The organism is Streptomyces sp. NPDC049837 (assembly GCF_040674455.1).
Classification (GTDB): domain Bacteria; phylum Actinomycetota; class Actinomycetes; order Streptomycetales; family Streptomycetaceae; genus Streptomyces.
Genome location: NZ_JBFAMP010000004.1, coordinates 153,549 through 165,836, shown reverse-complemented (window position 1 = coordinate 165,836; position 12,288 = coordinate 153,549). Strand labels below are relative to the sequence as shown.

General features: G+C 69.3%; 10 protein-coding genes and 1 riboswitch. Of the genes, 5 read left to right on the top strand and 5 right to left on the bottom strand.

Going from position 1 to position 12,288, the window contains the following annotated elements:
• Positions 1–16: 16 nt before the first annotated feature.
• Positions 17–742 (top strand): IclR family transcriptional regulator C-terminal domain-containing protein, encoded by a 726-nt coding sequence (locus AB0J57_RS12170; RefSeq protein ID WP_366127968.1) that lies wholly within the window; start codon positions 17–19, stop codon positions 740–742.
• A gap of 149 nt (positions 743–891) precedes the next feature.
• Entirely contained in the window at positions 892–1,326 is a 435-nt protein-coding gene (locus tag AB0J57_RS12165) for an SsgA family sporulation/cell division regulator (RefSeq protein WP_366128505.1), read from the top strand.
• 13 nt (positions 1,327–1,339) lie between these two features.
• On the opposite strand, the gene AB0J57_RS12160 is transcribed toward AB0J57_RS12165, so the two are convergent.
• Entirely contained in the window at positions 1,340–2,674 is a 1,335-nt protein-coding gene (locus tag AB0J57_RS12160) for a YibE/F family protein (RefSeq protein WP_366127967.1), read from the bottom strand.
• Positions 2,675–2,745: 71 nt separating this feature from the next.
• A riboswitch (TPP riboswitch) is annotated at positions 2,746–2,880 on the top strand.
• Between AB0J57_RS12160 and thiC the strand changes: the two genes are divergently transcribed.
• Positions 2,874–4,655: a phosphomethylpyrimidine synthase ThiC gene (gene thiC, locus AB0J57_RS12155; protein WP_366127966.1), complete on the top strand. Its 1,782-nt coding sequence runs from the start codon at positions 2,874–2,876 to the stop codon at positions 4,653–4,655. (Overlaps the previous riboswitch by 7 nt.)
• 86 nt (positions 4,656–4,741) lie before the next feature.
• Here thiC and AB0J57_RS12150 read toward each other — a convergent pair whose 3' ends face one another.
• The 3 genes from AB0J57_RS12150 to AB0J57_RS12140 form a co-directional block, all read right to left on the bottom strand.
• Positions 4,742–5,566: a hypothetical protein gene (locus AB0J57_RS12150; protein WP_366127965.1), complete on the bottom strand. Its 825-nt coding sequence runs from the start codon at positions 5,564–5,566 to the stop codon at positions 4,742–4,744.
• A 159-nt stretch (positions 5,567–5,725) separates the two neighbouring features.
• On the bottom strand, positions 5,726–6,853 hold the full coding sequence (locus AB0J57_RS12145; protein ID WP_366127964.1) for a metallophosphoesterase: 1,128 nt from the start codon (positions 6,851–6,853) through the stop codon (positions 5,726–5,728).
• Positions 6,854–7,071: 218 nt separating this feature from the next.
• On the bottom strand, positions 7,072–8,178 hold the full coding sequence (locus AB0J57_RS12140) for a LacI family DNA-binding transcriptional regulator (RefSeq protein WP_366127963.1): 1,107 nt from the start codon (positions 8,176–8,178) through the stop codon (positions 7,072–7,074).
• A gap of 461 nt (positions 8,179–8,639) precedes the next feature.
• On the opposite strand from AB0J57_RS12140, the gene hisC reads away from it, so the two are divergent.
• Entirely contained in the window at positions 8,640–9,722 is a 1,083-nt protein-coding gene (gene hisC / locus AB0J57_RS12135; RefSeq protein ID WP_366127962.1) for a histidinol-phosphate transaminase, read from the top strand.
• A 460-nt stretch (positions 9,723–10,182) separates the two neighbouring features.
• Here the strand turns inward: hisC and AB0J57_RS12130 are convergent, their stop codons facing one another.
• A complete protein-coding gene (locus AB0J57_RS12130; protein WP_366127961.1) occupies positions 10,183–10,551 on the bottom strand; it encodes a cyclophilin-like fold protein in 369 nt (122 codons plus the stop codon).
• Positions 10,552–10,749: 198 nt separating this feature from the next.
• On the opposite strand from AB0J57_RS12130, the gene AB0J57_RS12125 reads away from it, so the two are divergent.
• A complete protein-coding gene (locus AB0J57_RS12125) occupies positions 10,750–12,276 on the top strand; it encodes a cytochrome ubiquinol oxidase subunit I (RefSeq protein WP_366127960.1) in 1,527 nt (508 codons plus the stop codon).
• Positions 12,277–12,288 lie beyond the last annotated feature (12 nt).

Below are 12,288 nucleotides of genomic sequence, written 5' to 3'. Positions count from 1 at the left end.
GACGCTGATCGGCTCCGTGCAGCGGGCGCTGAGGCTGCTGGAGGCGGTGGGATCCCATGCCGACGGCGCCCCCGCCAAGCAGTTGGCGCGCGAGACGGGTCTGCCGCTGCCCACCGCCTATCACCTGCTGCGGACCCTGACGCACGAGGGCTATCTGCGCCGGGAGAACGGGGTGTTCCTCCTCGGTGAGGCGGCAGCGCGGCTGGCGGGCGGCGGAGCTTTGCAGAATCGTCGCAGCAAGATCGAGAGCTCGCTCGCGCACTGGCGCGACGTGATCGGCGTTCCCGTGTACTTCGCGGTCTACCGCGACGGGGAGATCGAGCTGATCTCGGTCTCCGACACCCCGGCGGCCCCCGCCGTGGACGAGTGGGCGGACTTCCGCGAGACGGGGCACGCCCACGCCATCGGCCAGTGCCTGCTGAGCCAGCTCGACGAGCGCGCCCGCCGGGACCACCTGGACCGCCATCCCGTGCAGGCGATCACCCCGTACACCGTCCGTGACGGGCGGACGCTGCTGGAACGGCTCAAGAACACGGAACGGATGCAGCCGGTGGTCGAGCGTCAGGAATACGCGCTCGGCACGGTCTGTGCGGCCATCCCCGTCACGGCGGGCTCCACCGCCGCCACGATGGCCATTTCCGTCCCCTCCCACCAGGAACAACGGTTGCTGCCGGCGGTCGATCGGCTGCGCAAGGAGGTGGGGAGGCTCTTCAGCTCACTCGTGTTCTCTATCAGTATCTGAAAACTCACTCCTTGTGATCCTGTAGTGCGTACAGGACGATGGCGTCAAGAGGTCCGGCGCCGATCATTCCCGGCCGATTTTCCAGCCGCTTTCTCACCGATCTTCATCTGCTGTTGTTCACCACTGCTTCATCCACTGCGGGGTACATGATGCGCGAGTCGGTTCAGGCCGAAGTCCTGATGAGCTTCGTCGTCTCCGAGGAGCTTTCCTTCAGGATTCCGGTCGAGCTGGGGTACGAGACAAGGGACCCGTTCGCGGTCCGGATGACGTTCCACCTGCCCGGCGATACGCCGGTGACGTGGGCATTCGGCAGGGAACTGCTGGTGGACGGCATCAACGGGCCGACCGGTGACGGCGATGTGCACATCACGCCGACCGGGCCCGAGGACCTGTCGGACGTCAGCATCCGGCTCCAGGTCGGTGGCGACCGTGCGGTGTTCCGGTCCAGCGCGCCGCCCCTGGTGGCCTTCCTCGACCGCACCGACAAGCTGGTGCCGCTGGGGCAGGAGCGCACGCTCGGTGATTTCGAGGACCACTTGGAGGAAGCGCTCGGCCGGATCCTCGCCGAGGAGAACGCCGGCTGACGCCTTCCAGCGGCTATTTCTTGCGTCGCCGGCCCCGTCCCCCACCGCGTACCGCCGCGGGCGCCTCGGCGCCCGGCCGGTCGGCCGACACGACCAGGGCGGCCAGCGCGGTGGTCACCGGCACCGAGGCCACCAGACCGATCGAACCCACCAAAGTCCGCACGATTTCTTCCGCGACCAGTTCGCTGTTGGCGACCGTCCCCACGCTGCTCTGCGCGATCGAGAACAGCAGCAGCAGGGGGAGGGCCGCACCCGCGTACGCGAGCACCAGCGTGTTCACCACCGAGGCGATGTGGTCGCGGCCGATCCGGATGCCGGCCCGGTACAGGGCGCGCGGCCCCATCCTCGGGTCCGCCTGGTGCAGTTCCCACACCGCCGACGTCTGGGTCACCGTCACGTCGTCGAGCACACCGAGCGAACCGATGATGACACCGGCCAGCAGCAGGCCGGACATGTCGATGTTCGGGTAGAGGCCGTGGATGAGGCCCGTGTTGTCGTCGGTGTTGCCGGTCAGCGAGGCCCAGCCGATGAACAGGGAGCCGAGCAGGCCGATCAGCAGCAGCGAGATCAGCGTGCCCAGCACGGCCACCGAGGTGCGCGCGGTCAGGCCGTGGCAACTGTAGAGCGCGATCAGCATGATGGCGCTCGACCCGACCACCGCCACGATCAGCGGATTCGAGCCCTGGAGGATGGCGGGCAGGATGAACAGCGTCAGCACCGCGAAGCTCACCGCCAGCGCGACCAGAGCCATCACCCCACGCATCCGGCCGACGGCCACCACCGCCAGCGCGAAGATCCCGGCGAGCAGCAGCATCGGCATCTTGCGGTTCACATCGGTCACCGAATACTGGAGATCGCGCGGGGCGTCGGGGGCGTAGGCCACCACCACGCCCTGTCCCTCCTCCAGTTGGCGGGGCGCGTCCGGCTGGACGATCTCGACGAACTTGCGGCCCTTGTCCTTGCCGGTCGTGACCTCGACCGTCGCCTTCGCGCACTGCCCCTGCTGCGAGTTGACCGCCTCGCGGCCCTCGGGCGTGGTCGTGTCGCCGGTCGGCGGGACCTGCGCGGCGTTCACATCCCGGCAGTCCACCTTTTCGACCTGGACCACCGTGCCCTGCTCGGTCTGCCGGTCGAAGCCGACGCCGGTGCGCTCGTGCTCGGGCGCGCCGCCTGGCCACAGGACGGCGAGGCCGACCAGCACGGCCGTGGCGAACGGGATCAGGACGGCGGCGATGACCTTCCGCAGGTGCTTGGAGACGGGCGCGGCGGGGCCGTGGCTGTGGGCATGGCTATGGGTATGACCATGTGCGTGTCCGGTCGGTTCGGGGGACTGCTGCGAGGAAGTCACCGACCGATCATCGCAAGAACGACCGGGGCCCCCTGTTCAGCGTGGCCGAGATGGCGCTAGCGTGGTGGCACCTTTGCACACGCGGGAGCTCGGAGCACCGGGCTGAGAGGGCGCTGACATCCGTACGAGGGGTACGGAAACCGCTGCGTCGACCGCCGAACCTGTTACCGGGTAATGCCGGCGTAGGGAGTAGGTCATCATGACCGTTCAGGACGCACGCACGCCTGCCTCGAACCAGAACGACGAGGCCGGGAAGTCCATCGGATGGCACAAGGGGTACATCGAGGGCTCGCGCCCCGACCTCCGTGTGCCGGTCCGCAAGGTGCACCTCACCAACGGCAAGGACGTGACGCTGTACGACACGTCGGGGCCGTACACCGATCCGAATGTCGAGACCGATGTACGCCGTGGCCTGCCGCCGCTGCGGGAGAACTGGATCATCGGCCGTGGTGACACCGAGGAGTACGCCGGCCGCCCCGTCCGCCCCGAGGACGACGGGATCAAGCACACATCGCCTCGCGGGGGGCTGCGCAACCTCGACGCCGTCTTCCCGGGCCGCCCGCGCCAGCCCCGCCGGGGCCGTGACGGGCAGGCGGTGACGCAGCTCGCGTACGCCCGCCGGGGCGAGATCACGCCGGAGATGGAGTACGTCGCGATCCGCGAGAACGTCTCCCCCGAGGTCGTGCGCGAGGAGATCGCGGCCGGCCGCGCGGTCCTCCCGGCCAACGTCAACCACCCGGAGATCGAGCCGATGATCATCGGCAAGCGGTTCCTGGTGAAGGTCAACGCCAACATCGGCAACTCGGCGGTCACCTCCTCCATCGAGGAGGAGGTGGAGAAGATGACCTGGGCCACCCGCTGGGGCGCCGACACGGTCATGGACCTCTCCACGGGCCGCAACATCCACACCACCCGCGAGTGGGTGCTGCGCAACTCGCCCGTGCCGATCGGCACGGTGCCGCTGTACCAGGCGCTGGAGAAGGTCGACGGCAAGGCCGAGGAACTGACCTGGGAGATCTACAAGGACACCGTCATCGAGCAGGCCGAGCAGGGCGTCGACTACATGACGGTCCACGCCGGTGTGCTGCTGCGGTACGTGCCGCTCACCGCGCGCCGCAAGACCGGCATCGTCTCGCGCGGCGGCTCGATCATGGCCGCGTGGTGCCTGGCGCACCACAAGGAGTCGTTCCTGTACGAGAACTTCGAGGAGCTCTGCGAGATCCTCGCCGCGTACGACGTGACGTACTCGCTCGGCGACGGCCTGCGGCCCGGCTCGATCGCGGACGCCAACGACGAGGCGCAGTTCGCGGAGCTGCGCACGCTGGGTGAGCTGAACCAGATCGCCAAGCGGCACAACGTACAGACGATGATCGAGGGCCCGGGCCATGTCCCGATGCACAAGATCAAGGAGAACATCGACCTCCAGCAGGAGATCTGCGAGGAGGCGCCGTTCTACACGCTCGGCCCGCTGACCACCGACGTCGCCCCCGCCTACGACCACATCACGTCCGGCATCGGCGCGGCGATGATCGCCTGGTGGGGCACCGCGATGCTCTGCTACGTCACGCCCAAGGAGCACCTGGGCCTGCCCAACCGGGACGACGTGAAGACCGGTGTGATCACCTACAAGATCGCCGCACACGCGGCGGACCTGGCCAAGGGGCACCCGGGCGCTCAGGAGTGGGACGACGCCCTGTCGGACGCCCGGTTCGAGTTCCGGTGGGAGGACCAGTTCAACCTGGCCCTCGACCCGGACACGGCGCGGGAGTTCCACGACGAGACGCTGCCCGCCGAGCCGGCCAAGACCGCGCACTTCTGCTCCATGTGTGGACCGAAGTTCTGCTCGATGAAGATCTCGCAGGACATCCGGCGCGAGCACGGCGGTGATCTCAAGGAGCAGGAGATCGAGGCCGGAATGGCGGAGAAGTCCAAGGAGTTCGCCGCGGCCGGCAATCGGGTCTACCTGCCGATGGCCGACTGACGCGCGCCGATGGAGCGCCTGCCTGTTTCACGTGAAACACCTGTTCGTTTCACGTGAAACAGGCGCGGGGGGCTCCGTCGGTCCGGTCAGTCCGGCTGGTGCTCCGGGCCGCCGAAGTCCGGGCTGGTGAAGTCGGGGCTGGTGAACGTCGGGCGGGACCCCGAACCGCCCTCGCTCGGGCTGGAGAATTCCGGCCCGCTGTAGCCCACCTTCGGAATCCGGCCGACGTGGCGCGGAGGCACCCCTGAAAGGGGGTCCGCACTGGGATCGGCCAGTGCGTCCCGCAAGAACGGCAGGATCCCCCGCTCCAGCAGGGCGTGCCGCCAGGCCTCCCTGGCGCGGGAGACCTCGTCGGGCAGATCGCCGCCCGGCTCCTGGGCCGGCACCTGGGTGGAACTGTTGCGCAGCGCCGTGATCAGCAGACCGATCGCGGCGGCCAGGATGCCGGCCGCTGTCACGGCCCCGAAGAACCAGCCCGCCGCGAGCAGCGAGTCGGCGAAGGCGGGGGCCGGGTCGAGCATCTTCAGCACATAGCCGACCAGCAGGAAGATGACCGCGGCCGTGCCCGCGAGAACCGGCGCCAGCACGGTGACGATGACACCGACCCCGGCGCCGGGGCCCGTGTCGGTCTCGGCATCGCCTGAGCCCAGGACGGAGTCGATGGCGGACACTGCGGCGGGTGTGCGCGACTCCTCGCGCACCTTGATGAAGTGGTCGTACTCCGCGGCGGCGGCCGCGGATATCAGCGCGGTTGCGTTCAGGGCCATGGTGCGCAACTGCTCGGTGTTGAGCCGCTGCCCGATCCCGGCGAGATCCGGACGGTCGTGCGCGGTGCGCAGCGCGTCGTCGAGGATGCGCTCGTACTCGGCGCGGTCCTCGGTCAGCAGGTGCGGAGCGCTTTTCATGTGCATCCCCCGATGCTCCGTAGGGCCTGTTTGCCCGCGTAGAACGGGCAGTTGGGCAGAAACGGAGGAGAGCCTGCTACGGAAATACCGATGGTAGAGCGGTTACGGCAAGGGGTGACAGAGGATTTCCGGAAATCGCCTGGCCCGACTGCGCTGCGTTATGTCTCAGTTGGGCAGGGGGAGCTGGACGACCAGCAGCTTTCCGGCCATGGTCACACCGCCGTCCATGGCGATGGCCAGCCCGTCCGCATACACGTGCGGACCTTCGACCGTCGGGCCCGTGCCGTCCTCGCCGTCCTCGGAGCCCACTTCGCCAAGCAGATACGGAATCGGGCTGTGGCCGTGGACGATGCGCCGGCCGCCGTAGGCCGCCAGCAGTTCCTGTACGGCCAGGGGCCCGCCCTCGTCGCGGAACGCGAAGCGCTTGGTCAGCTTGCGGAACAGGTCCCAGCACTCGTCGGCGTCGTTGCGGGTCAGGATCTCGTGGACGGTGTCGTTGACGTCCTCGATCGTGGAGCCGTACTCCAGGTAGGCGGTCGTGTCGGAGTGCACCAGCAGGTGCCCGTCCTCCTCCACCACGGCGTCGAGGCGGGACATCCACTGGAGGTGGACGTCCTGGAGGCGGTCCATGTCGCTCTTCTGGCCGCCGTTGAGCAGCCAGGCGGCCTGGAAGGTGGCGGTTCCGGCGCCGGAGTTGACGGGGGTGTCGGCGAACCGCTTGGCGCCGATCAGCAGCAGCTCGTGATTGCCCATCAGGGCCTTGCAGTAGCCGCCGGCCGCGGCTGCCTCGGCGGAGAGCCGCATGACGAGGTCGATGACGCCGATGCCGTCGGGGCCGCGGTCCGTGAAGTCACCGAGAAACCAGAGCCTGGCGTTGCCGGCCGCCCAGTGTCCCTCGCCGTCGATGAGGCCCTGCTCACGCAGGGCGGCGAGGAGCTCGTCGAGGTACCCGTGGGCGTCGCCCACCACGTAGAGCGGGCCCGGCCCGCTTTCCGGAGCGGGGGCCGGGGCCGCGGCCGGGGACGGCGCCGCCTCCGGGGCGACGGTCACCTGCACTGTGTCGCCACGGTTGATCACCGGGAGGTCGCGCTCGGTGGGCGTGTACCCCTCCGGCAGGTCACTCTCGGGGAACGCGTTGCCCGGGTGGACGTTGCCGGAGTGGGGGTTGCCCAGGTGGAGGTCGCCCGGGTGGGAGGCATGGCCCTGCACGGGCACCTGGGCGTACGGCGGTACGCGGAAGTCGCGCAACGTCGCCGTCCGCACCACGGGTCCTTGACCGGCCCCCTGAGTCATCGACCCCTCCACCACCGTCGCGACGCCCTACACCTGGCGGACCGGCCTGGTCGGGGCGGTCCGCGGTGTCGTCCGCCCATCATAGGAATGAGCCTTGTGCTGTGTGACGCACCAGGGGTGGTGAATCCGGGTGCACCCCGGGTTCACCGGCCGATTCACCCCCAATTGGGGAAGTTTGGCCCTGGGCTGGCAGAGCGCTCACCGGGTCTTGCCGCCGGTCACTCCTGTGAGGGGGACCGGGGAGGGCTGACGGTCGTCCGCGGTGGGCGGCGCTGGGAGGACGTCCGGACGATCAACTCCGTCGGTATCACCTGCTCGACGGGCCGGTCGGTGTCGATGCCCTCGATGGCGTCGATGAGCAGTTGGACGACCGCGGTACCGATCCGGCGGGGCTTGAGCGAGAGCGTGGTGATGGGCGGCTCGGTGGCGGCGTAGACGGTCGACTCGCTACAGCACACCAGCAGCAGGTCGTCCGGTACGCGCAGCCCGTAGCGCCGCGCCGCCGCCAGCAGGTCGGTGCCGTTGGGGTCGAACAGTCCGTACACCGCGTCGGGGCGGTCGGGGCGGGCCAGCAGCCGGTCGGCGGCGACGGCACCCGCGCAGGGGTCGTGGGCCGGGTAGGCCTCGTAAACCGGGTCCTGCCCGACGCGCTCGCACCAATTGAGGTAGGCGGTGGTGGACAGGCGCGTGTACGTGTCGGTGGAGGTGCCGGTGAGCAGGCCGATCCGGCGGGCGCCGGCGGCCGCGAGGTGGTCGAGCAGGTCGAGGACGGCGGCCTCGTGGTCGTTGTCGACCCAGGCGGTGACGGGGAGAGTGCCCGCCGGACGGCCGTCGGAGACGACGGGCAGGCCCTGGCGGACCAGCTCGGTGACCACCGGGTCGTGGTCGGACGGGTCGATGACGACGGTGCCGTCGAGGGCGACGTTCGACCAGACGTCATGGCGTGAGGTGGCGGGCAGGATGACCAGGGCGTAGCCGCGGGCGAGCGCGGCGGAGGTGGCGGCCCTGGCCATCTCGGCGAAGTACGCGAATTCGGTGAAGGTGAAAGGTTCATCCCCGTAGGTCGTCACGGTCAGGCCGATGAGGCCGGACTTGCCGGTACGGAGCGTGCGGGCCGCGGCGGAGGGGCGATAGCCCAGCCGGTCGGCGACCTCGCGGACATGGCGGCGGGTGGCGTCCGGGAGCCGGCCCTTGCCGTTGAGCGCGTCGGAGACAGTCGTGATGGAGACCCCGGCTGCGGCGGCCACGTCCCGGATGCCCGCTCGCCCTTGCCGGCTTCCCCGGGTCTGTGCCCGGCTCACCTGGTGCTTCCCTGCTGCTGTCATGGCGAGCCGATAGTAGGGCGAGGGCGGGCGGTTGAGCCGGTCGCATATTCACTCGTTGACAGGCACGTTTCTGCACGGTCGCCACCCCGCAATTGCCTTGAAATGCAAGGTAGTTGCGGGAGTTCACATGGTGCCGCCAGTTGTCGGCGCGCATGGGCCTGCCAAATGGACGATGTCTCGATGAGGTCTCAACTCACCTCTACGGGGGACGCGCGCCACGGCGCGAGCCAGGGGCGTGCGGCGTACGGGGGAGCGCTCCCCCCTGTCGTCGCGCCGGTGCGTGGTGGGGTCGCGTCGGCGGTGCGGCGGGTTTGGTGCCGGTCCGTGTCGATGCGTGTCGGTCCGCGTCGGTCCGCAGTCGGTCCTCGTCGGTTCCGAGCTGGAAATTGGCCATTCGCAGCGCGGCGGAATCCTCATATGGTGAGCAGTATTGGTGGTACGTACGGTCGAGGAGGACCAGAGTGAGCGAGACGAGCCCGAAGCTGCGCGCCGTGCTGGACGGCATCCCCACCTACAAGCCGGGCAAGCCCGCCGCGGCCGAGGGGCCGGTCGCGTACAAGCTGTCCTCCAACGAGAACCCCTACCCGCCGCTGCCCGGTGTCATGGAGAGCGCGCTGGCGGCCGCCGCGGCGTTCAACCGGTACCCGGACATGGCGTGCACGGGCCTCATGAACGAGCTCGCCGAGCGCTTCGGGGTGCCCGTGTCGCACCTGGCCACCGGAACGGGATCGGTGGGCGTGGCCCAGCAGCTCGTCCAGGCCACCTCCGGCCCCGGAGACGAGGTCATCTACGCCTGGCGGTCGTTCGAGGCGTACCCGATCATCACCCAGGTCAGCGGCGCGACGCCGGTGCAGGTGCCGCTCACCCCCGGTGACGTCCACGACTTGGACGCGATGGCCGACGCGATCACCGACCGGACCCGGCTGATCTTCGTCTGCAACCCCAACAACCCGACCGGCACCGTGGTGCGCCGGGCCGAGCTGGAGCGGTTCCTCGACCGGGTGCCGTCGGACGTGCTGGTCGTGCTGGACGAGGCGTACCGGGAATTCATCCGGGACGCGGAGGTGCCGGACGGCGTGGAGATCTACCGCGAGCGCCCCAATGTGGCCGTGCTGCGGACGTTCTCCAAGGCGTACGGGCTCGCCGGGCTGCGGGTCGGCTTCGCGGTCGCCCATGAGCCGGTGGCCGCGGCCCTGCGCAAGACGGCGGTGCCGTTCGGCGTGAGCCAGCTCGCGCAGGACGCGGCGGTGGCGTCGCTGCGTGCGGAGGACGAGCTGCTGGGGCGCGTGGGGTCGCTGGTGTGCGAGCGGCAGCGGGTCTACGAGGGGCTCGTCGAGCAGGGGTGGACCGTCCCGGAGACGCAGGCCAACTTCGTGTGGCTGCGGCTCGGTGAGCTCACGGTGGACTTCGCGGCGGCCTGCGAGCAGGCGGGCGTGGTCGTGCGGGGCTTCCCGGGGGAGGGCGTGCGGGTCACGATCGGCGAGAGCGAGGCGAACGACATCTTCTTGCGGGCGGCGGAGGCGTTCCGCAAGGAGCGGTTCTAGGGCCTCTGACTGCGGCCTCTGACTGCGGCGGCGGCTGACCGCGGGGCGTTCGGCCGCGGTGCGTTCGGTGTCCCTGCGTGGGTGTTCCGGGGCGCGCTCCCCCCGGGGCCCCCGCGTGCCGGCCCGGGGGGTCTCCCCGGGGGCGCGCGTCGCGCGTGTCGGCGGGTGGGTGCGGCGCGGGGGCGTGGGTGGTGCCCGAGGGCGCGGGGCGCGGCGTTGCGCGCGGGCGCGGGGTGCGGGGGTGCGGCGCGGTGGGGGGTGGTGGGGCGTGGCCCCTCCGGGCTCACCTCCGCGAGGCCGGCGGCCTTGGGTGCCGGCAAAGGGAGCCCAACAGTCGCCTCCCCCAAGCTCTCGGCTTCGCTCGAGCAGGGGACCCCATCCTCTGCGGGGGCGACCCTGCACGGCCCCACCCCGGCCGTCCGCCGGGCGCGGGTCGACTTTGCCAGGGGTGTCGGGCGGCTCAGGCGAGTTCTACGCGGATCGGGTCGCCCGAGCGGACCGTGGCGAGGGCGTGGGGGTCGCCGTCGATGCGGCCGAGGACGTTGCAGGGGCTCGCCAGGCGGCATTCGTCGCCGCGCGAGATGGGGGTGGGGCCGTACGGGAGGGCGAGGGCGTTGCCCTCGGTCCAGAAGGCGACCGTGCCCGGCTCGACGACCTGCTGGGCGTCCGGCTCCAGGGCAGGGGAGGCGGGTGTCTCGAAGTAGACCTCTTCGCCCCAGGTGTGGGCCGTGGAGCTGATCGGGAGCACCCCCGCGAGCGCCTTGCTGGTGGGGGTTTCGTCGATGGTCGCGGTGACATGGCCGGCGGGCCAGGAGATACGTATCTGCATGCGCGAAATTCAACAAGATGTTGAAGTTTTGCGAAAGAGGACCCCCGGTTTCGGCTACGGATTTCGTTTGAGTCATAATAGCTTGTGATTGTGAACGCATTCACAAGCGCGCCTGGTTCCTCCCAAGATCCACCGGAATCGGCGAGGCGACGCAAGGACGTCCGGACCGTAGGACGTAGGCCGTAAGGAGAAGCTGACGTGGACCTGGCTCTGGCGCCAGAGACGCTGGCGCGGTGGCAGTTCGGTATCACGACCGTCTATCACTTCCTCTTCGTTCCCCTGACGATCTCCCTCGCCGCACTCACCGCCGGTCTCCAGACGGCATGGGTGCGGACCGAGAAGGAGAAGTACCTCAGGGCGACGAAGTTCTGGGGGAAGCTGTTCCTCATCAACATCGCGATGGGTGTGGTCACCGGCATCGTGCAGGAGTTCCAGTTCGGCATGAACTGGTCCGACTACTCGCGCTTCGTCGGTGACGTCTTCGGGGCGCCGCTCGCCTTCGAGGCGCTGATCGCGTTCTTCTTCGAGTCGACGTTCATCGGCCTGTGGATCTTCGGCTGGGACAAGCTGCCGAAGAAGATCCATCTGGCCTGCATATGGATGGTGTCGATCGGCACGATCCTGTCGGCGTACTTCATCCTGGCGGCCAACTCCTGGATGCAGCACCCGGTCGGGTACAAGATCAACGAGAAGACCGGGCGCGCCGAGCTGACCGACTTCTGGCTCGTGCTCACCCAGAACACGACGCTGACGCAGGTCTTCCACACCATGTCCGCGGCCTTCCTGACGGGCGGCGCGTTCATGGTCGGCATCGCCGCCTTCCACCTGGTGCGCAAGAGGCACGTCCCGGTGATGAAGACCTCGCTGCGGCTGGGTCTGGTCACCGTGGTGATCGGCGGCATGTTCACCGCGATCAGCGGTGACTTCCTCGGCAAGGTCATGTACGAGCAGCAGCCGATGAAGATGGCCGCGGCCGAGGCGCTGTGGGAGGGCGAGAAGCCGGCGCCGTTCTCGGTCTTCGCCGTCGGGGACGTGGACAAGGGCCACAACAAGGTCGCGGTGGAGATCCCCGGGCTGCTGTCGTTCCTCGCGCACAGTGACTTCGAGTCCTATGTGCCGGGCATCAACGACACCAACAAGGCCCTTCAGGAGAAGTACGGCCCCGGCGACTACCGGCCCAACATCCCGGTGGCGTACTGGGGATTCCGGTGGATGATCGGCTTCGGCATGGCGTCCTTCTCGCTGGGTCTGCTCGGGCTCTGGCTGACCCGGAAGCGGTTCCTGCTGCCCGCGCGGCTGCGGGTCGGGGAGGACGAGGTGCCCAACCTGGTCCTGTTCAAGAAGCCGCTCAGTCCCAAGCTGGGCAGGCTGTACTGGCTCGTCGCGCTGTGGACGATGGCGTTCCCGCTCATCGCGAACTCCTGGGGCTGGATCTTCACCGAGATGGGCCGCCAGCCCTGGGTCGTGTACGGCGTCCTGCGCACCCGTGACGCGGTCTCGCCCGGCGTCTCCCAGGCCGAGGTGATCACCTCGATGGTCGTCTTCACCGCGCTGTACGCGGTGCTCGCCGTGATCGAGGTCAAGCTGCTCGTGAAGTACGTGAAGGCCGGGCCGCCCGAGCTGACGGAGTCCGACCTCAACCCGCCCACCAGGATCGGTGGCCATGACCGGGACCCGGACAACCCCGAGCGTGAAGTCGACCGGCCCATGGCCTTTTCGTACTGAGGACTGGTGAGT